Consider the following 22,292-nt stretch of genomic DNA (forward strand, 5'->3'; position numbering starts at 1 on the left):
TTAAATTGGAACAAATTGAATCCTTCATTTACAATAAATAAAAATGAAGGATGGCGAGAATATGGATTTTGAAACACGTGTGATGCATAGCGGTATTCAAGAAGATGCGACAACTGGGGCTATTAATGTCCCAATCTATCAAACATCAACTTATCATCAACAAACGTTGGGTGGGGATGCACAATATGAATATACGCGAGGCGAGAATCCGTCGCGTTTTGCTGTCGAGTCAGTTATTGCAGCATTAGAGCAAGGTCAAGCTGGCTTTGCCTTTTCATCGGGGATGGCAGCGATTCACGCCACAATGGGATTATTGCAATCAGGTGACCATATTGTTATGGCTAATGATGTCTATGGTGGGACATTCCGGTTGGTAGAAAAAATCTTAAAACCGCTAGGAATTACAGCAACCATGGTTGATATGGCTGATATAAATATTGTTTCACAAGCGATTGAACCGGCAACAAAAATGCTTTATCTTGAATCGCCGTCAAATCCGTTGTTGCATGTCTTTGATATCAAAGCATTATCTCAATTGGCGCATCAGCATCAACTGATGATGGTGGTTGATAATACTTTTGCTTCGCCATATAATCAAACACCGATTACCATTGGCGCAGATATTGTGATTCATTCAGGTACGAAATATTTAGGTGGGCATGGTGATTTATTAGCTGGTTTTGTGGTTGTTAATTCGCAGAAATTAGCTGACCGGATTAAGTTCATTCAGATGTCGACTGGTGCGGTCTTGTCGCCACAAGATAGTTATCTGATGCAACGTTCAATTAAAACACTAGCTGTTCGCATGGCTAAACACAATCAGAATGCGCTTGAATTAGTGGCGTATTTAGAGCAGGAAGTCAAAGTGGGACGAATTTATTTTCCAGGGTTGATCGACACGGCTGACTATGAGATTGCTAAAACGCAGATGCATGGATTTGGCGGTATGATTTCAATTGAATTGCAAAGTGGGTTAGACACAAAGCGCTTTGTTGAACAACTGAAAATCTTTAAATTAGCCGAGTCATTAGGTGGGGTTGAGTCATTAATTGAAGTACCTGCAGTGATGACCCATGCGTCGATTCCAAGAGCTATTCGAATTGAAAATGGCATTACCGATGAATTGATTCGAATTTCGGTTGGCATTGAAAGTAGTCAAGATTTGATTCGTGATATGCAACAAGCCTTTGCTGGTATTTAATACAATCTAATTGAGTGAACGCTAACAATTTGTTGGCGTTTTTTTGTGGCTATTTTGGATGCTGGTGGGTTTGATAGCAATTATGAACATGGCAGTGGTTGCTTGATTATATACTTAAATAAAAACACGGAGATGCGTTCTGTCATTTTTTTTGAATGCTGACGATAGTTATTATGGATTTGAAGGTATATCTCAGAAATTTGAAATAATAATTTAATGCATAAATATAAAACATTAAAATTGAAATCATATTTTGATTAGGTATAATTAAAGTGATAATAAGTAAGTAACAGGTTAGTCATTAAATGTGACAGCGAGGAAGAGTAATGTTTGGATTTTCAATTTTTTTAAACCAGTCGCTTGACGTACAAACAAGATTGTATGTACAGCAAATGGCTGAGGCTGGTTTTTCTGGCATATTTACATCACTGCACATTCCCGAAGATGATCAGACACAATATCGTGAGCGCCTAATCGCATTAGGCCAATTAGCACAGGAACATCAATTAGACGTAATGGTTGATATTTCGGGTCAAGCACTTGAAAATATCGGCTTTGATATGGCTCGTTTAGATGAATTGCGTCGTTATGGGATTAATGGTCTTCGAATGGATGATGCTATTGATATGCCACAAATCGCATTGGTGAGTCAAGCCATGAATGTGAGCTTAAATGCTAGTACGTTGACGCGAGAAGAAGTTGAGGTCTTGAAGGCAAACGATGCGAATTTTGAAAATATTCAAGCTTGGCATAATTACTATCCGCGGCCTGAAACGGGACTGGATGAACAGTTATTCAAACAAAAAAATCAAATACTGAAGCAATTAGGAATTGCAATTGTGGCTTTTGTCCCTGGGGACGATAATTTGCGCGGTCCACTATTTAGTGGTTTACCCACTTTAGAACGAGATCGATATCAACACCCCCTAGCAAGTGCGTTAGCGTTATTGATTGAGTGTCAAGTTAGTGGTGTTTATATTGGCGATGGTGGTTTATCGATGGCCGTTCGGGATCAATTTGCGCATTGGATTCATGAACAGGTGATTACGTTACATGCAACAAAAGTGAGCCCAAATTATTTCCATTTGGTGACACGTCAACATCGTAATCGACAAGATGCAGCACGTGATGTACTGAGGAGTGCTGAGTCACGTTTATGGCAATTACCCAATATTATTCCAGGCCCAATGTTTGAACGACGATTGGGGCAATTACCATCGATAATCAGCACTATCAAAGGTATATGGGCGAAATTCAAGTCATGCGACGCGATTTACCAAATGATGAAAAGACCAACGTCGTGGGGTATGTGACGGCAGTTGATTTACCATTGATTAATCAGATTGGACCCGGTCAAGTATTTGAAATTGTGGCACAACAAGGAGAAAATGAAAATGAACGAAATTGATTTAGCGGGACTAACGACCGAACAACGAAATGTTAAGACAATGAATTTAGATGAACTATCAGTGCATGATGCGGCTGTGATTATGAATCAAGAAGACCAAGGCGTCGCCGTCGCCGTGGCGCGTGCTTTGCCAGAAATTGAAATTGCGATTACGAAAACAATTGCAGCATTTCAAGCGGGCGGCCGGTTAATTTATATGGGCGCTGGGACTAGTGGTCGGTTGGGTGTTTTAGACGCCGCCGAGTGTGTGCCAACATTTGGCGTTGACGCGTCAATGGTCATTGGGTTAATTGCTGGTGGACCAAGTGCGATGACGGTGGCGGTTGAGGGTGCAGAAGATGATGCACAGCTTGGCGCACAGAACTTAAAAGATTTACAATTACAAGCGCAGGATATTGTTGTTGGTATTGCAGCAAGTGGGCGGACACCATACGTCATTGGTGGGTTGGACTATGCTCAAAGCGTTGGCGCACAAACGGTTAGTCTAGCGTTGAATCGGCCATCTGTCATTGGAACGCATGCTCAAACGGCGATTGAGATTGAAGTTGGTCCTGAATTTTTAACAGGTTCAACACGCTTAAAGTCTGGTACGGCGCAAAAATTAGTGTTAAATATGATTTCTACGCTTTCAATGATTGGGATTGGAAAAGTTTACAAAAATTTGATGGTTGATGTTCGTCCAACGAATGAAAAATTAGTTGAACGAGCAAAACAAATTATTATTTCAGCCACAGGTGTTGATTATCATGAAGCAAGTGTTAAGTTAGAGTTAGCCGGTGGCGAAGTTAAAACTGCCATTGTGATGATTTTAACTAATAGTAATCGCCAGGAAGCGGAACAAAAATTAGTAGAAGCAAAGGGTTTTGTCAAGCGAACACTATAATTTGGAGGCAAGGACGAATGACTGAAGATCAAAATGCAGCATTGGGACGCGCGATTTTCGATAATATTGGTGGGCCAGAAAATGTTGAGAAATTAATTCACTGTATGACACGCGTACGTTTAACAATTCGCGATGATTCAAAAATTGATTTTGATAAATTACGAGCAATACCGGGTGTTTTAGGGGTAGTTGAAGACGAAACGTTACAAGTTGTCGTTGGCCCTGGAAAAGTGAACAAGGTAGCTCAAAGTATGGTAGATATGGTTGGCGTTAAGCTGGGGGAAGAATTCCCTCAGACGAAAGGGACAACGTCTCTGGTTGATGAAACGGCTCAGAATAAAGCCGCAGCCAAAGCCAAGTATAATCGACCATCACGCTTTAAAAATGTGCTCAAATCGATTTCAAATATTTTCGTACCAATGATTCCGGCTTTTGTTGGCGCTGGTATGATTGCAGGTATTGCATCCATTTTGCAAAATATGATGACGGCGGGTCAATTAGATGCTGGTCAATGGACACAAATTATTGCAGTGTTGAACATCATTAAGAATGGTATTTTCAGTTATTTAGCAATTTATACTGGTATCAATGCGGCGACAGAGTTTGGTGCGACTCCCGCTGTTGGTGGCGTCGTTGGTGCAGTCACATTGCTGACAGGAATGGATCCTGAATTACCACTTAAAAATTTGTTCGATGGGCAGGCCTTATTGTCTGGGCAAGGTGGCATTATTGGTGTCATCTTTGCAGTTTGGCTCTTATCCTTGTTGGAAAAAAGACTACATCGGTGGATTCCTGATGCATTGGATATTATCGTCGTACCGACAATTAGTCTTTTGATCATTGGCTTAATGACAATCTTTGTGATTATGCCAATTGCGGGTGTTATTTCCACACAATTAGTGGGTGCGATTAATTTTGTCTTGCACGTTGGTGGTGGCTTCTCAGGCTTTGTGCTTGGCTCGCTCTTTTTACCAATGGTTATGTTTGGATTGCATCAAATTCTCACGCCAATTCATTTGGAAATGATTGAAAAGACGGGTAGTACCCAATTGTTGCCAATTCTGGCGATGGCGGGCGCGGGACAAGTCGGGGCGGCTTTAGCGTTATGGGTAAAATTACGGCATAATCATTCTGTCGTTGAAAAGGTGAAAGGGGCATTGCCAGTTGGCATTTTAGGTATTGGTGAGCCATTAATTTACGGTGTGACATTACCAATGGGGCGACCTTTTATTACGGCTTGTTTAGGCGGTGGTATTGGTGGTGCTATTATTGGTGCTTTGGGCCATGTGGGTGCCATCGCAATTGGACCATCAGGAATTGCGCTCATACCATTGATTGCTAATGGTAAATGGCTGATTTATGTCTTTGGTTTGCTAGGCGGCTATGCGGGTGGTTTTGTCTTGACCTATTTCTTTGGGATTCCAAAGGAAGAGCTTGCATTAGCACAGGCAGCTAAGACCGCACAACAAGAAAAAATTGAACAGAGTACACCAGCATCACCAGTTATAGATAGTGATCAAAATTTTATCTTTGCACCATTTAATGGTGAAGCATTACCACTCTCGGCACTTTCAGATGACGTTTTTGCAACTGGCATGATGGGACAAGGCGTCGCATTTGAGCCAGCTGATGGCCAATTGATGTCTCCAGTGACAGGTGTTGTTGAAACAATTTTCCCGACCCGACATGCGATTGGATTGAAGGCCGATTCAGGTGCTGAAATCTTGCTGCATGTTGGCATGGATACTGTTAAGTTAAATGGCGCAGGTTTCACACCGCACGTTATCGAGGGTCAGCGGGTTCAAGTTGGCACATTATTGATGACCGTTGATTTAGATGCGATTAAGGCAGCCGGGTATCCAACGACAACACCGATGATTATTTTAAATACTAGCGATTACCAAGTCGTAAATGTTATCAAAAATGGGCAAATAATAACTGGTGAAGCGGTCTTGGAGTTGGTAAAATAAAAACAAGCACATTAGGCTGGGGGAATCTCAGCCTTTTTATAAAATCGGAGGTGGGCGATGGACTCATTATTGGCACGTCTAGCAGACGAATCAAATTTCACAAAAGGTGAACAAAAGATTGCCACATATTTAATCAAGAACCATGTTGAGGCACTGAAATTAACGGCTGAAGAATTAGGAAAAGTTACTGGGACTAGCGGTGCGGCGACGGTTCGTTTTGCAAAGAAAATGGGCTATCGTGGCTTACCTAGTTTAAAATTGGATTTGGCTTCTGAGATGGCAAGTACCAATTTTGAGGATTTATCTGAGATTACTAAGGGTGAAAGTGTCAATGCCATTTTTGGTAAAATGGGGACCCGATTCAAATTGATTCCTGATGCAATTCAACAACGTAATTCTGACGTAACAATTGAACGTGTGATTGATAAAATTGAGTCCGCTGAACGAATTTTTGTGTATGGTATTGCCGCTTCATCACTGATTGCACAAGACCTCCAACAAAAATTTATGCGTATTGGGTTGTCAGTTATTTTTAATCCGGATTTTCATCAGATGGTGACGACTTTACAGGCGCTAGGAAAAAAAGGCGACTTAGCAATCAGCATCTCTGAGTCGGGTAAGACCCCTGAAATTTTGCTGTTCCAGAAAATAAGTCAAGAATTGCAATTAACAACGGTTGCACTGACCAGTGATAAAAATAGTTCACTGGCTAAACGTTGTGATTTGGCACTCTTTTCATTCTCACAAATTTTTAGTAATGTCCGTTCGGCATCAACAACGGGACTGGCCTCGCAATTTTTCTTAGTTGATATTTTATTCTATAGTTATTTGAGTCGTAATTTTGATGATGGGATTGCGCATGTATTAAACACGCGAAATCGGATTGATGGTGAGTTACGGCATTTGGATAAATAATTGAACGAGTTAGGTGGTCATTAAAATGAAACATAATAAACCAGCTGGTAAACGTATTGTTGGCGCACTTCTAATCTTGGTTGCCATTGGCATTGCATTGGTGAACACTGGTGTGTGGCACGTTACTTTTGTATTGCCGATTTGGCAATATGTTTTGATGGCAGTCTTAATGTTTATTGCTCTGAGCGGGTTAGTTAAAGGGCAGTGGTTCGTCTTTTGGATACCATTAGCAATGTTAATGACAATTCATCAAAACTTACTCAATGTGTGGCTACATCTCTCGTTGAATTCGGGATTGATCTGGGGCGTAGCCATTTTGTTGGCATTCGGGTGTACTTTATTATTTGCACAAGCATATGGCGAAAAATCAGAAGTGGCAACGACCTTTGATAATCATTCGATTGAATTGACAGTTGATGAGATTAAAGGGCAAACTTTGCGTACAAAATTTGGTGACTTGACCGTCACCATTCAGCCAGGCATCGCTGCGTCGCCGGTTACGTTGAATTTAGATGTTCGATTTGGAGGCTTAGTGCTCCATGTACCAAAAGACTGGGAAGTGACTGATGCAACATCACATTCATTTTCACAGGTAAAAATAATGAATCAACAGCTTGAATCAAAGCAAGTCTTACGGTTAACCGGTCAGGTTGCATTTGGTGAGGTTAAAGTCTGGCATCAATAAAATGAATTCTTTCTTGAATTTAACGCTAAAATCATTGACGGCACGGCAAAAAAAAGGTAAGATAATCATCGGTATTGTTTACCACGCCACATGTGGGAATGTCCTGGTACGACTTTTTATTATTGGTAAAGTAAACAAACAGAATATTGGAGGAAATTTCCATGCGTACAACTTATATGGCAAAGCCAGGTGAGATCGAGCGTAAGTGGTACATCGTTGACGCAACTGACGTACCTTTGGGTCGTTTGTCAACGGTCGTAGCAACAATCTTGCGTGGTAAGAACAAGCCTACATTTACCCCTCATATCGACACTGGTGATAACGTTATCGTTATCAACGCAGCCAATGTTGCATTGACTGGTAAGAAGGCAACTGACAAGATCTATTATCACCATTCAAATCACCCAGGTGGTTTGAAAGAGCGCAAAGCCGGTGACCTTCGTGAAAAGAACCCTCAACGTTTGATTGAGCTTTCTGTTCAAGGAATGTTGCCAAAGGGTACTCTTGGTCGCCAACAAGGTTTGAAGCTTCACGTATTTGCTGATGCAAATCACAATCACGAAGCACAAAAGCCTGAAGTGTTGGATATCACTAACCTAATCTAATTAGCAGAAAGGAGAAATAAGTATTATGGCTACTGTACAATATTACGGAACTGGTCGTCGTAAAAACTCTGTTGCGCGTGTACGTTTAGTACCTGGTAACGGTGCAATTACTATCAACGGCAAGTCTGCTGAAGACTATATTCCTTTCGCTAATTTGCGTGAGGTTATGATTCAACCATTTAACGCTACTGAAACTCTAGGAAACTATGATGTATTGGTTAACGTTAACGGTGGTGGCTTCTCAGGACAATCAGGTGCGATCCGTCACGGTATCTCACGTGCATTGTTAGAAGTTGATCCTGAATTCCGTGGTGCATTGAAGTCAGCAGGATTGTTGACTCGTGACTCACGTATGAAGGAACGTAAGAAGCCTGGTTTGAAGAAAGCCCGTAAAGCTTCACAATTCTCAAAGCGTTAATCTTATTAACCAATTTGAGTTGGAAAAGCCAGACACAGAAATGTGTCTGGCTTTTTTATTATGTTGGCGTATTACTTGAAATTAGCGCTCAGAACGTTGTTGAATGCATGTTATTTATATATAATATGTATTGGTAACTCACAAGTAGTTTGATGTATGACGATTTTGTATTAGATGTACGATAATTAAAAATCGTCATAGAATTGAACTTCATTTTTTCGATTGGGGGATGATTTTCATGGAACATGGGGCTAGTGATAGATTAAAGGAGATTATTTGGTATATGAATGGTGAATTGATATACGGGACATCAATTCACCAGAGTAAAATCAATCAATTCATTGAAAAACTGGAGTATCGATACTATGGTATATTGACGGTTTATAAGGAAATAGATGAACTAAATTTAAGCGTTGTAAAAGACGAAGAGCCCGTTTTAGGTAAATTATGGAAGAAAGAAGAATACGATTGGAAAAGAAATTTGCAGATTATAATTGATGGATTTGTGGATGATTTTTCAGTAAAAGATTTATATTATTTCTCCTTCGATTTAGGGTACGCTCATCCTTTAAACCAAAATGTGAAAGCTAAAATAAGGCAAATTTTACAACAGCTAAGAGATGAAAATTTCATTGTATCAAAATCGTCTAGTGTATATGCTAAAAAAAGTAAGGTAATTGAAGATGTCAACTCCATGAAAACTAAAACAGCTGAAATTGATGACGAATATGATTTAGATAAACTAATAAATTCCAGTAAATTTATAAAAGAGCTATCAAACATTAAGGAAGAACCAAATTTTGAGCTTAATAAGCAGTACATTTCTAGTTATCAAGAAAATGAAGATGATATTCAAGCACTAGAGAATGTATATTTAGCAAATCAGAAACTAGTTTGGAAAATAGCGAAGCAGTATTCATATTTAAAATCTCCAGGGCTTAGTATCGATGATATGTTTATGGAAGGAATTTTGGGGCTAAAAAAGCAATAGATAAATTTGATGTTGGCATGGGTTATGAATTTTCTACATATGCTACTTGGTGGATTAGGCAGTCAATTAAAAGAGCTATCGCTGATAAAAGTAGTGTTGTTCGTTTGCCAGTTCATATGCATGAAAAAATAAACAAACTAATTCAAATTAAAAATAAATTTCAAAGTGATTTAGGTAGAGAAATAACTGCAGAAGAACTTTCAGCTGAAATGAATAGTGATTACGAAACAATTCATAAGTTGTTAGAGATTAATAATAAATTTGGGAAAAATTTAGTTTCATTAGAAACACCAGTGGGAACTGATAATATAGGTGGGTATCTAGGGGATCTCATCTCTGATTCAGAAAGTGAAACAGCTTTTGAAATTGTAGCTAATGAGGAACGACTTCTTATATTGAAAAAATTAATGAATAATATATTAAATGAAAGAGAACGAGAAATAATATATCTTAGATTCGGATTTTCTGACAATAGAGTGGAAACCTTAGAAGAAGTGGGAAAACATTTTGGAGTTACGCGTGAAAGAATAAGACAAATTGAAGCTAAAGCATTAATAAAATTAAAGCGTTCAAAGCAAATTAAAAGTTTTCAAGCTTGGCAATAATCAAAAATAAATGCGATATTTCAAAAAATTTGGGAGTAGTATAAATATTAAAAATCGTGTGAGTGAATTAATTTCAAAAAATGAATTACAGCGTCCATTAATTATAACAATAGGCTTTGATGAAATTGAGATGGATAATTATTTGATTAGTCCAATTGACAATAAATTAGATCTAATAAATCTTGACGATGTAAAGAAAAGCATACCTTCTCAATTTATGGAAAGTGTGGCGCGTAATTTACCATTCTATATTATACGTCCTGAGGAAATGAGTATATTAGTTGAAGTGATGGATATAGATACATTCTATCGGGATGATATCATCATATTACGAAATAACTTATTTGACAAAACGTTTACATATAAAAATACGCTGAGTGATATTTCAAAAGCTTTTGAAATGCTCTATCTTAGTGAGGACTCTGAATTACAAGGAAATGAGAGGGTACGGATTGAAAGAATAAACACTTTCTACGGGAAAGTTAATTTTTCAAAAAAAAGTGGTAATTATTTTGTGACTTATAGTGAAGACCTATGGGGTAAATACAAAAATTATGACTATTATGAGATTCGAGAGTCAAGTAATCCAGAATTAGTAGATGAAGTAGTAGCGGATATCACTATACCCTTGGATGAAGAAGAGATTTTATTTCTAGATTTTGTGAGTGAAAATAATCTGAATAATTCAGTGAATTTTATTATTGATAGTTTTGAACAGATGCCACATAGATATACAGAAAGAATTCAAGTATTAAAAAAACTGCATCCAAACTTAAATATTACTTTTTCTACACCGTCAATAAAAAGGCAGAGTATTGACAAACTCGAGGACTATCGTAAAATCTTGGAGAATGTTTGGGGATATTCTAAATTTAGGGAGTTAGATATGTATTCCCATATTGAAAAAAGAGATAAGAATTTATTAAAAATTTCTCAGGCACAAATCATAGATGACATAGTTCAACAAGTTGAAAACGCTAGAGATGGGCAATCGTATAGAGATATATATATAACTGCATCGACTGGTGCTGGAAAGTCTGTGATGTTTCAGGTGCCAACGTTATATCTAACTGAAAAATACAAAGACGATAAACCGTTAATCTTAGTTATTTCTCCATTAATTGGATTAATGAATGATCAAGTCGATAGCATGAAACGAAAAGGTGTCGATAACGCTGAAACAATTAATGGTAATACGCCGCCATATGAAAAACAATCTATATTACAGCGAATCAATGATGGAAAAGTTGATATGTTGTACCTATCACCAGAGACATTACAAGCTAGAGGCGATATAAAAATGTTGATTGGTAGTAGGAAAATTGGAATGGTTATTGTCGATGAAGCTCATATTGTAACCACTTGGGGTAAATCCTTTAGAGCGGACTACTGGTATCTAGGAATATATCTGCAGAAGTTACGAAAAGAATATCAATTTCCGATAATAACGTTCACGGCCACTGCTATTTATGGTGGGCGTGAGGATATGTATATGGATACCAGAAATAGTCTAAACATGATTAGACCAATAGCTTATTTCGGTCTAGTTCGAAGAAACGACATCGAGATGAAGATTCGTTCCTCTAATAAATTTGAAGAAGGAAGGGAAAAAGATTATCGTAAAACGAAGAATTTGTTAGCTTTTAAGCATCTTGAAGATGCATATAGGCAGAAACAGAAGTCTTTAATATATTTTCCTACTATTAAATTGTTGAATAATTTTTATTCATTTTTAGAAGAAAATGCTAAATATATAGTTGATGTCAGTGGAAAATATTATGGATCTTTGACAAAAGAAGAGAAAGATACTGTTTTAGAAGGGTATAAAAATGGTGACATTCAATTTGTGATGGCAACAAAAGCGTTTGGGATGGGAATTGACATTCCTGACATAACAAATGTATATCATTTCAATCCAACAGGAAATGTTGTTGATTATGTTCAAGAAATTGGGCGAGTTGCACGGAATCACAAGTTAGTTGGTAAGGGCTATGGAATTCTTGATTATTTGCCTCAAGATTTTAATGCTGTGCAACAATTGCAAGGTATGAGTAAAATCAAAAAAAATCAAATTCAAGGCGTTATGCAAAAGATATTAGATATATATAGAAATAAGGGATATAACCGTAACTTAGTGGTAAGTGCCGACGATTTTAAATATATATTTTCTGAAAATATTGATGATGATAGCGGTAGTTTAGATAATAAAGTAAAAACTATTCTATTAATGATTGAAAAAGATTTCTCATCTAGTAAAAAATTAGGATACTCACCATTTGTTGCACGTCCACGAAGTATTTTTGGGAATGAATTAATAATAGTTTCAAAAGATGTGGAGAGTAAATTGAATAACTCATCTTTAAAGCATTATTTCGAATTTTTGACCTCGATTTCTGGTGGAGATTATTCATCAGTTATTTCGGTAAATCTTTCAGGAATATGGGAAAAGCATTATAAAACAATGTCATTTCCAGAATTTAAATACCGGCTGAATACTCCCGAAGAACGCGATAAGATGCAACATGCAAAAATTTTCGGATTATTTAATTTTGCTAGCGGCGTCCAATACTCTTTTGATAATGAAAATGGAACTAGGTTATCGAAATATAAGGAAATACTTGAGTCCTATCAAATTTTTCTTGATGAAATGCAACGTCAGAATAAGCAATTTGAAGTGAAAGACTTAGGTAAGTTTATAAAGAATTCATTACACATTAGTGATGGATTTGAAGCACGTAGTATGGCACAAGTTTTGATAAACGCCACATTTGAGTTTCAAAAGTTAAAGGATATCAAAGTCCTTCGTGAACGTGAAGCAACGGAGAAGACATTATTTTCTGTTGTTAGGTCTGCGGATACCTTTGCAGAATTCGTTTCGTTAGTAGCAGGTAAATTGTATAATCCTAAATATAATTTTGTTAAAGATGAAAATGCCATGAATATCTTTCATTATCGGAATTCGCAGAATTTGGATGAAGAAACAATAGTTTTGGGCATTGGCGAAGCCTTTGGACTAGGTAATTTCACGACCTTGGGAGGATATAACCCTCAAATATATATTCGTATCAACTCAGTTTATCCGGTAGAACAAGCAATTAAACAAGATCAGAATTATCGGAATTTGATATTGGAAGATGTTGTTTTTAAGCACCGAATAGGTGTCGCAATGCAAAAATACCTTTTCACGCATAAAGAAAATGGAATGAATGCACAAGAAAAAATTACAAATTATACAAAATGGTTTTGGGACAAAATAGAGGATTATTTTATGGGACGATTACCCTCTGAAGTCGAAGAAAGTCTTTTTTCCAAAAAATAAGTATGAAAAAAACTATATCTATTTTTAAAGATTAGAGATATATGGTCAAGTTGATTTTTTTGGTCGATAGTACTAGAATTTTGTTTTATATAAGTGGAGAGTGAGACATATAAGTTAGTTAATATCAAGCAAGTAAAAAGACTATTTTATTATATTTAAAATAAATACCGAGGGAGTTTAATGAATGTCACGCATAGATGATTTAGGGGCGAAAGTTAAATCTTTGTCCAGTAAAACAGGTCAAATTTCTGAAGAGACAATGTCACAAGCGCTTGATTGGGCATATGACAAAACGCTGAATGGAATTCCTGGTCAAAAAAGTATCGATGATTTAATTGATGATTATTTGTCAAAATATGATAAAGAAACGGCAATTGATAAACTTATTAGTTATCAAACAACTAAGGCCGCGGTTTCGGGATTTGTCACTGGGTTTGGTGGTGTGATTACCATGCCAGTTACGATTCCAGCTAATATAACAACAGTTATTTTGTTTCAAATGCGCATGATTGCAGCGATTGCAAAAATTCGAGGCTATAATTTAAACAGTGATCAGGTACAGACCTTTGTTTATGCAACTTTGGCTGGTACATCAGTGGCAGATATGATGAAAAAGTCAGGTATCGTTATTGGTAATAAACTGGCAATTAATGTTGTTAAAAAAATACCAGGTAAAACCTTAACCAAAATTAACCAGGCAGTTGGGTTCCGATTAGCGACAAAATTTGGAACCAAGGGAGTTGTCAATCTAGGGAAAATGGTACCAGTCTTGGGGGCCGGTATTGGAGGTGTTTTCGATATGACAACGACGCGAACAATTGCGAAGTATGCCAAACAAACATTTACTGAATCAGGTATTGATTTGGGCGATGGTACAATTATTAGTCAAGGGGAAAATGATATGATTACCTTAAACCCCACAATCGACGAAGCATAATATCATAAAAAACAGTTTTCCAAATGGAGGACTGTTTTTTATCTGGAATAAGCATAGAATGGATATGTAAACGTAATTGTTTTAATATAAAAAATATAGAAGTCACGAAGGAGGATTCATGATGAGAATTTTAATTATTGGTGCTAGCGGACGCGTTGGACGGCTGTTAAGTCAAGTTTTGATGGCACAGGGACATGAAGTAATTGGAACAGTGCATGCGGCACACGCTGAACAAAATGGGATGCAGACTGTTTCCCTCGATTTAGCAACGGCTTCGGTAGCAGAGATGGTAGCAACTATTAAAGCACTTGGTCCAATCGATGTCGTGTACTTTGTGTCAGGGTCACGAGGAAAACAGCTCCTTAAGGTCGATTTAAATGGTGCGGTTAAAGTCATGCAATCCCTTGAAATAGTGGGAACAAAACGTTACATTCAGTTAAGTTCTGCTTTTGCTGATCGCCAGGAGAAATGGTCAGAAGGCTATTTATCTGACTTGACAGATTATAATATCGCAAAGTTTTTTGCTGATAAATGGCTTCAAGAGAATACGTATTTAGACTATACGATTCTTCAGCCAGGTATTTTGGTTGATGCAGAAACGGTTGAATCCGTTCAATTCAATCCAGAACACGCCGGTAAAAATAATATTGGGACGGTGGCACACGTATTAGCAGCACTTGCCATGCACAAACAAACAATCGGCCAAACAATTGTCATGTCATCAGGAGCGATGACAATTGAAGCAGCAATCAACAATCTCCGTTAGGCCTTCGATAATCAGCATAATAACAACAGGCGGGTACGTATCATGTACCCGCTTTTTTTATGTCATTATGCTGCATGTGGCGTCATTTAAGTGGAGCCAATAAATTAAGAAAAAAATGAATTTTTAAAATGGGGCACAATCATTTATGGACATTTCTGACATATGAAAGGTAGGTTTCTGACGGCCTATCTGGAAAGACTTGCGAAACCGGTTAAGCATGCTAGACTTACAAATGTAAGCGCTTACTTTTTAAAAAGGTTTATTATGACATGAATTTAAATAGATTTTTGGAAGGACAGTATGATGGAAAAAAATCAGGTGAAATGGCCTGAAAGGCTCGCCTATGCGATGTCTGATTTCGGGTGTAATACCATTTTTCAAATAGTTGGGACTTATTTTCTAGTCTTTAGTACTGATACGATGGGAATCAAGGCTTCTGTTGTGGCTGGATTGTTTGCAGTGACAGCGATTATTGATTCAGTCGACGGTGTGATTTGGGGACAGTTTATTGACCGTACACACACTAAATGGGGGAAGTCACGACCTTACTGGCTCTGGTTTTCGATTCCATTTGCCCTATTTTGTATTATGTCGTTTTCGGCACCTAATCTACCGGGGCCATGGAAGGTTGTCTGGATTTACGTGGCATATATCGGTGCGAAAGTACTTTACTCAGGTATTAATATTCCAGTCACATCAATTTTGCCTGCGTTAACTTCAGATCCTCAAGAACGAGTAACACTTTCGACGGTTCGTCAATTTTTCGGTAATTTTGGCGCTGCAATATTTTTGCCACTGACATTACCAGCAGTTGCATTCTTTGGACAATTATTTGGTGCAACCGGGAAAAATGCATCGACGTCAGCCATTGGATGGTTCATTTGGGCCGTTATTCTGGGCATTATTACCGTGATTTGTTTACTCACCGCATTTGCTGGGACTCGAGAACGCGTTGTAACAAAAGATTCAACGCGTTCAGTACCAATGCGTGAGTCAGTTCGAGCATTAAAAGGTAATTATCCGTGGGTGATTATTATTTTCATCAACTTTATTTACTGGGGTGGTTTCGCAGTCAGATCAAGTTCACTGCCGTATTACTTTAAATACGTTTTGCATAATGAAGGACTAGGTAGTTTGGTGCTTGCTGGGACTGTTATTACGCTCTTCTCAACCGCTTTAGTTCCGTTTATTTCACGGCATATTGGTAAGCGAAATACAATGTTAGTAGGAATGGTTGGTACAGCGATTTCACAGTTGATCTTATACCTGGCTGACAAAATGAATGGTAATGTACCCATTATTTTAGTAGGTATTGTCTTGTACTTTATTAGTTATGGGTTAACAGGTGCTTTGATAGCGGTGATGTTGTCAGATGCAGTTGACTTTGGTGAATGGAAAAATGGCGTTCGAGCAGAAGGCTTTGTCACGTCATTTAGTTCATTTAGTGCCAAATTAGGTATGGGCTTAGGTGGTATGGTCTTATCAGCTGTTCTTGCTCATGGTGGATACATTGCTGCTACAGCCGGACATACAGTTGTTCAATCTGATGCTGCACTGAATGCGATTCGAATCGGATTTATCTGGATTCCTCTTTTTGGGTATGTTGCATCATGTGTCGCACTACTCTTTAACAACGTTGATAAATTAGAACCACAAATGGTACGTGACTTACGTGCCAAACATGCGGCAGAAATTAATGACTAATTGAAAGGATGAACTTATGAAATTTACAAATGGTTACTGGCTGGCTAAGGATGAATATTTAATTAATTCCCCTTTAGAAGCATATGATGCGCAGACAATTGCTGCTGATGAGAGCGATTATGTTAGTGAAACCCTCGAAGTGAGTGCAAGTTATCAGCGGATAAATTCACGGAGTGATATGTTAGATGTTGGTAACAGTACTATCTCAATTTTTTCACCCGCTGAAGATATTATTGGAATTAATTTAAAACATTTCGATCAAGATGATCACAACCCACTATATGAATTAACGACTGAAAGCGTCACGCCTTTGATTGAACAGACGGATGAGTATGTTTCGTTTCAGAGTGGGCAACTCACGGCAAGAATTAAAATACATGACCGATTTAATTTAGACTTCTTATACCGTGGACAACGAATTACTGGCTCTGAATATCAAGCACAAGGGTCCATTGATGATTTGTCAAACCAGGTATTAGGGCGAGTGATGCATCCAAATACCGTGACTGGTGCGCAAGCAATGGCACCGTCTGGCACGATTCAGCGTGCGGATCATTATATGCGCGAACAGTTGAGCTTATTGCCAGGCACCAAGGTATATGGGTTTGGTGAATCATTTGGTGCCTTCGTGAAAAATGGTCAAAGTATTGATATTATTAATCGAGACGGTGGGACTGGTTCAGACCAAAGCTATAAGTCAATTCCATTTTATTTGGCCGCTAAGACTGGTATCTCAAAGGATGAACAAACAGGCCTGTATTATGGCGTTTTCGTGAATGAAAGTCAACCAACAAGTTTTGAAGTTGCCAGTGAAGTTGTTGACCGAGTCAGTTTTTCAACATTGGGTGAACAACTGGAATATTATGTCATTGCTGGCGAATCGCCCAAAGCTGTGATTGGAAAATATAATCGTTTAACTGGCGGGTCAGCTTTGCCACCGGAATGGACCTTTGGACTATGGTTATCGACCTCATTTACGACCGATTATTCTGAAAAAACGGTGATGAAGTTTATCGATGGCATGTTTGAACGTGACATCCCATTATCAGTTTTCCATTTTGACTGTTTCTGGATGAAGGGTTTTGAATGGAGTAATTTTGAATGGGATAAGGCTCAATTCCCAGATCCAGAAGGTTTGATTCAACGGTTGCACGATCGGGGATTAAAGGTGTGTGTTTGGATTAATCCGTATGTGTCACAAAAATCACCGCTCTTTAAAGTTGGGAAAGCCCATAATTACTTTATAAAACGTCAAGATGGTAATGTTTGGCAATGGGATTTGTGGCAGCCAGGAAATGCAATTGTTGATTTTACAAATCCTGAAGCAGTTGCCTGGTATCAAGGGTTATTGAAGCGGCTCCTCGATATGGGCGTGGATTGTTTTAAGACTGATTTTGGAGAACGTATTCCAATGCACGATGCGGTTTACTATAATGGAAATAACCCAGCTGGAGAACATAATTTCTATACACATCGATATAATGAAGCAGTCTTTGAGCTTCTTAAGGCTGAAAAAGGGGCAGACGACGCAGTAGTCTTTGCACGGTCGGCGACTGTTGGTGGTCAACAATATCCAGTCCATTGGGGTGGGGATAATTTAAGTCAGTTCCATTCAATGGCTGACAGCTTGCGTGGCGGACTGAGCTTGATGTCTTCTGGCTTTACTTTTTGGAGTCATGATATTGGCGGCTTTGAAGAAAATGCAAGTCCTGCTATCTATAAACGCTGGACCCAATTTGGCCTATTATCAAGTCACTCCCGTTATCACGGTAACATTGAATATCGGGTACCTTGGCTCTTTGACGAAGAAGCAGTCGAAGTGACCCGAAAGTTTGCTAAGCTCAAGCAAAACCTCATGCCATATATATATGAGGAAGCAAAAGTATCTGTATCTGCAGGTATTCCATTGATGAGGCCGATGTATATGGAATTTCCAGATGATCCAAATTGTGCTGATTTAGACCGACAATATATGTTTGGCTCAGATATTTTAGTTGCCCCAATTATGTCTGAAACAGGAGATGTCGATTATTATTTGCCAGAAGGTCATTGGGAACATGTGCTTGATCAACGACAGGTGACGGTTGATCATCGTGGTCAATGGTTAAATGAAAACTATGATTATCTGAGTCTACCGGTTTGGCGCCGGATAAACAAATAAACGATAGAAAAAGTGGAGATGGTATGCGTGAAATTGATGATGGACAGTATGAAATCGTCACGGATAATCAAGATGTTGAAGTTAAAATCTACTTGTCCGATGAGCCGGCTGGATACGTACCATTGCATTGGCATCGACATTTAGAAATTGTGCTTGTTTTATCGGGGGAAGTGACATTTGAGTATGAACAACATCAAACAAACTTAACGTCTGATGAATTCATAATTTTAGGTTCTGGTATCTTACACCGTTCAGAGAACACTGCTAATCAATCAATCGTGATTCAAATTCCAATTTCTTTTTTGTCACGATATTGTATAAATCCAGAACTGGTCCAATTTGATCAGATGAAAATCAAACAATGTCAGCACACCGCAGCCTATGCTGATATCGTGACGTCGATTCATACGATGTATCGGATATATGTTGAAAAAGATAGCTGCTATCAATTACAATTTGCTGAATATTTAATGCGTTGTTTGTACACAATGCTGAAAAATTTTACGCAACCGCAGTTGGCAATTGAAGAAACTGATGATCAACGGCTAAAAACGTTATTGGGTTATATCAATCAACATTATGTTGATAAACTCAATGTCCATGATTTAGCGCTTCAATATCATTATCATCCTGATTATCTCAGTCGCTACTTTAAGAAAAAAACGGGCATTGCTTTAAATCGCTATATTTATTTAGTGCGATTGGCATATGTGCATCGTGAGATAATTCATACTGAAAAACATATACATCAAATCTTTTTAGAAAATGGCATTACCAATATTCGACTTGGTACACGCTTATTCGAGCAATATTATGGCCAGTCACCACATCAAATTCGCAAGTTTCATCAGAAATAGGCTTTTAACCAAAAGAGAAATATTTTGGTTTTTTATTGAACTTAACCATTATAAGTAATTAAATTGATATGTAATTGTATTAGATATAACTTGATGTTACACTGAATGAAAGCGTTTCCGCAGAAATAAATATGAGAGTGTGAGTATTTAGCCGATGATAACTGATTTTCAACTTAATCTAGATGAAGAAAAAGAGCCAAATTATTTACCGGTTTTAAATACACATTTCACTTTGTTTGGTGGGCATCAAGAAGAAGTCTTGCCGGGTTGGCAATGGAAAACAGAGGCACATCCGGCCTTTGAATTGATATATATTTTGTCCGGTCAACAAAAAACAGTCACAGAAACACAAGAAATGATTGTGCATGCAGGTGAATTTATATTGATTCCAATTGGCGAGTATCATACAAATTCGGTCTATGGTGATGAGCCATGCTCGTACTTTTCAATGCACTTTAATATGGATGATTTATCGATTAAATACTTATTGTCAGAAAGTTATGGACATCGCATTATTGGACCGCAATGGCAACAGTATCCAAGAGTGATGAAACAGCTAAAGATGATTGTTTCAATGATTAAACCTGAATATGGTTTGGCAGACCGACTAAATCTACAAATGGCAGTGATTCACTTGATTCTGATTTTGGTGAAAGCCACCCAAGATGAAACCAACTATATCGGGAAATTAAAAGAATTGGACCACTATATGTTGGCTCAGCAATTATCGGTTGCCATTAAAGAAAAGGTCGACCGAGAAACCTATCATCAAAAAACCGAACAAGTTATTTCAATCAGTGAAATCATCAATCAATTTCATATTAGTCAAAGCCAAGCTTTAAAACTGTTCAAGAAGTTCTTTCAGAAGACACCACAAGCGTATTTGATTGAGCTCAAAATGACACAGGCCAAGCAATTATTACTACAGCCTAATATGTCAATTCGAGCAGTTTCAGAGAAATTAGGATACTCTTCGCCTAGTCATTTTTCACGAGAATTCAACAAACAATTTCAATTGTCACCACGCGATTATGTGAAAAAATGTAATTAGTCATACGAATTAGGGGCATTTCTATCCGAATTGTCCTATTTTTTTTATTTTAAATCAATCTATAATCATATTTGTAAGCGGTTACAGAAAACGTTTACATAATTTATAACTATAGCAATTTTATGTAATTATTAATTACTAAGCTAAGGAGAAATATATGGATAATATGATTACTAATCCGATCATCCCTGGCTTTGCACCAGATCCTTCAATTATTCGCGTTGGGGATGACTACTATATCGCCACGTCAACTTTTCACTTAAATCCAGGCATTTGTATTTATCATTCAACTGATTTAGCGCATTGGGAAATGATTGATCATGGATTGAAGCAAAGTGAAGTTGATTTGCGCGGTACCAATACGCCGGCTGGTATTTGGGCACCACATTTATCGTATGATGTAGCGACTAAAAAGTATTGGCTTGCTTACTCACATATGTTGAATATGGAGGGACGTGAATTTAACGCTGATAATTATGCTATTTCGGCTGATAATATACACGGACCATGGTCAAAACCAGTCTATTTAGGATCGTTAGGATTTGACCCATCGCTATTCCACGATACTGATGGTCGTCATTATATGACCATTCTTGAATGGGAAACACGTGATGGTTATCGGCATCCAGGACACATTGTGATTCAAGAGATGAATCTAGATACTGGTGAATTTATTGGTCAAGAAGTTCGGGTGACACAAGGATTTACAACGCGCGGTTGTGCTGAGGCACCACAGATTTATAAACATGATGGGGCGTACTATTTGATGTTAGCATCAGGTGGGACTGGCTATGCGCATGGTGTTGAAATCGGGCGTGCTCAAAATATTTTCGGACCGTACGAGCCGAACCCAACACTTGAGCCAATCATAACCTCGGCGCCAGAACATATATTTAGTCTTGGCAATCCAGATGCTGGACATTTTGAGGCCTATAACCCACATTCGAGATTACAAAAATCAGGGCATGGATCGTTAGTTGAAACGTCTGATGGGGAATGGTACATTGCGCATCTAATGTCACGACCATTACCAGGGACAATGTTAAATCCTTTGGGGCGTGAAACATCATTGCAAAAAATGCGCTGGAATCCTGATGGTTGGTTGGAAATGGCTGATGGCTCAAATCTAGCGAAGGACAGAACACCAGGACTTGCGGGAATTGATTATAGTCAACCGATTGATCATTCGTTTTCGGCTGATTTTAGTCAACCGGAATTAGATGTGCATTGGATGACCCCATATCGTGAGCAAGATGTGACATGGGTCACGCAACAAAATGGTCAGTTACAGATTAAGGGTGAGAATTCATTTTTTTCACGTATGAACCCAGCGATGGTGACGGTTGCGGCAACTGCTTTTGATTTCACAATGGAAACCGAAGTGGCATTTCAACCAACTCATTATTCTCAGAGTGCGGGCATGTTAATGTACTATGATGCCCAAAATTGGCTATATGCGCGGTTGTATTTTTCAGAATCATTGCAAAGCATTGCACTTGGCATTCTACAAGCGAAAAATGGTGAACGCATTGAATATGTTCATGACCGCGTGGCGATTCCAAATGGGCAAGTGAAATTACGATTTGCAACTGAAAATGGGCACACGAGTATTGGTTATGCCGTGGCTGATCATTGGCAACTACTGGCATCGACAATTGACACAAGTTATTTGTCTGATGAAGGCGTTGGTGGTTCAGAAGGTGAAATTGGTGGGTTTACGGGGCTGTTGTGTGGACTTGGCGCAGTCGATGCATATCGGCATACGTCAAAAGCAACGTTTAACTATTTCAAAATGATTAATAATGAGGAGTAAGGA

17 protein-coding genes and 1 pseudogene are annotated in these 22,292 nt (G+C 38.2%); all 18 read left to right on the plus strand.

Translation table 11 applies throughout. The annotated features are described in order from the left end of the window. The first annotated feature begins 61 nt into the window (after positions 1-61). The 18 genes and pseudogenes from H9L19_RS04445 to H9L19_RS04530 all read left to right on the plus strand — a co-directional run bounded on the left by H9L19_RS04445 (position 62) and on the right by H9L19_RS04530 (position 22,289). Positions 62-1,201, plus strand: coding sequence for a trans-sulfuration enzyme family protein (locus H9L19_RS04445; protein WP_187528516.1), 1,140 nt, complete (start codon positions 62-64; stop codon positions 1,199-1,201). A 326-nt stretch (positions 1,202-1,527) separates the two neighbouring features. Beyond that, positions 1,528-2,609 (plus strand): annotated as a pseudogene (locus H9L19_RS04450) (DUF871 domain-containing protein). Continuing rightward, entirely contained in the window at positions 2,596-3,492 is an 897-nt protein-coding gene (gene murQ / locus H9L19_RS04455) for an N-acetylmuramic acid 6-phosphate etherase (RefSeq protein ID WP_187528517.1), read from the plus strand. The pseudogene H9L19_RS04450 and the gene murQ overlap by 14 nt, the downstream one beginning before the upstream one ends. Positions 3,493-3,509: 17 nt before the next feature. Then, positions 3,510-5,462 (plus strand): glucose PTS transporter subunit IIA, encoded by a 1,953-nt coding sequence (locus tag H9L19_RS04460; RefSeq protein ID WP_187528518.1) that lies wholly within the window; start codon positions 3,510-3,512, stop codon positions 5,460-5,462. 57 nt (positions 5,463-5,519) lie between these two features. Next, on the plus strand, positions 5,520-6,377 hold the full coding sequence (locus tag H9L19_RS04465) for a MurR/RpiR family transcriptional regulator (protein WP_187528519.1): 858 nt from the start codon (positions 5,520-5,522) through the stop codon (positions 6,375-6,377). A gap of 25 nt (positions 6,378-6,402) precedes the next feature. Beyond that, positions 6,403-7,062, plus strand: coding sequence for a hypothetical protein (locus H9L19_RS04470; protein ID WP_187528520.1), 660 nt, complete (start codon positions 6,403-6,405; stop codon positions 7,060-7,062). Positions 7,063-7,223: 161 nt separating this feature from the next. Further along, positions 7,224-7,667: a 50S ribosomal protein L13 gene (gene rplM / locus H9L19_RS04475; RefSeq protein ID WP_187528521.1), complete on the plus strand. Its 444-nt coding sequence runs from the start codon at positions 7,224-7,226 to the stop codon at positions 7,665-7,667. A gap of 25 nt (positions 7,668-7,692) precedes the next feature. Then, positions 7,693-8,085, plus strand: a complete 393-nt coding sequence (rpsI, locus tag H9L19_RS04480; protein ID WP_187528522.1) for a 30S ribosomal protein S9 — start codon at positions 7,693-7,695, stop codon at positions 8,083-8,085. Between the two features lie 238 nt (positions 8,086-8,323). After that, on the plus strand, positions 8,324-9,076 hold the full coding sequence (locus tag H9L19_RS04485) for a hypothetical protein (protein ID WP_187528523.1): 753 nt from the start codon (positions 8,324-8,326) through the stop codon (positions 9,074-9,076). Positions 9,077-9,093: 17 nt separating this feature from the next. Beyond that, positions 9,094-9,681, plus strand: coding sequence for a sigma-70 family RNA polymerase sigma factor (locus tag H9L19_RS04490; RefSeq protein ID WP_187528524.1), 588 nt, complete (start codon positions 9,094-9,096; stop codon positions 9,679-9,681). 58 nt (positions 9,682-9,739) lie between these two features. Next, a complete protein-coding gene (locus tag H9L19_RS04495; RefSeq protein ID WP_243198115.1) occupies positions 9,740-13,000 on the plus strand; it encodes a DEAD/DEAH box helicase in 3,261 nt (1,086 codons plus the stop codon). Between the two features lie 184 nt (positions 13,001-13,184). Next, on the plus strand, positions 13,185-13,937 hold the full coding sequence (locus H9L19_RS04500; protein WP_187528525.1) for an EcsC family protein: 753 nt from the start codon (positions 13,185-13,187) through the stop codon (positions 13,935-13,937). A 118-nt stretch (positions 13,938-14,055) separates the two neighbouring features. Beyond that, positions 14,056-14,703, plus strand: coding sequence for an NAD(P)H-binding protein (locus H9L19_RS04505; protein WP_243198118.1), 648 nt, complete (start codon positions 14,056-14,058; stop codon positions 14,701-14,703). A 300-nt stretch (positions 14,704-15,003) separates the two neighbouring features. Beyond that, entirely contained in the window at positions 15,004-16,407 is a 1,404-nt protein-coding gene (locus tag H9L19_RS04510) for a glycoside-pentoside-hexuronide (GPH):cation symporter (RefSeq protein WP_187528526.1), read from the plus strand. A gap of 16 nt (positions 16,408-16,423) precedes the next feature. Next, the gene (yicI, locus tag H9L19_RS04515) at positions 16,424-18,568 is read left to right on the plus strand and encodes an alpha-xylosidase (protein WP_187528527.1); all 2,145 of its coding nucleotides are present in this window, start codon (positions 16,424-16,426) and stop codon (positions 18,566-18,568) included. 23 nt (positions 18,569-18,591) lie between these two features. Continuing rightward, positions 18,592-19,425 carry an AraC family transcriptional regulator gene (locus tag H9L19_RS04520; RefSeq protein ID WP_187528528.1) on the plus strand — a complete coding sequence of 278 codons (834 nt, stop codon included), beginning with the start codon at positions 18,592-18,594 and terminating at the stop codon, positions 19,423-19,425. 154 nt (positions 19,426-19,579) lie between these two features. Further along, the gene (locus tag H9L19_RS04525) at positions 19,580-20,476 is read left to right on the plus strand and encodes an AraC family transcriptional regulator (protein WP_187528529.1); all 897 of its coding nucleotides are present in this window, start codon (positions 19,580-19,582) and stop codon (positions 20,474-20,476) included. Positions 20,477-20,633: 157 nt separating this feature from the next. Next, positions 20,634-22,289 (plus strand): glycoside hydrolase family 43 protein, encoded by a 1,656-nt coding sequence (locus H9L19_RS04530; RefSeq protein WP_243198119.1) that lies wholly within the window; start codon positions 20,634-20,636, stop codon positions 22,287-22,289. Positions 22,290-22,292 lie beyond the last annotated feature (3 nt).

This window comes from Weissella diestrammenae (assembly GCF_014397255.1).
Lineage (GTDB): Bacteria > Bacillota > Bacilli > Lactobacillales > Lactobacillaceae > Weissella > Weissella diestrammenae.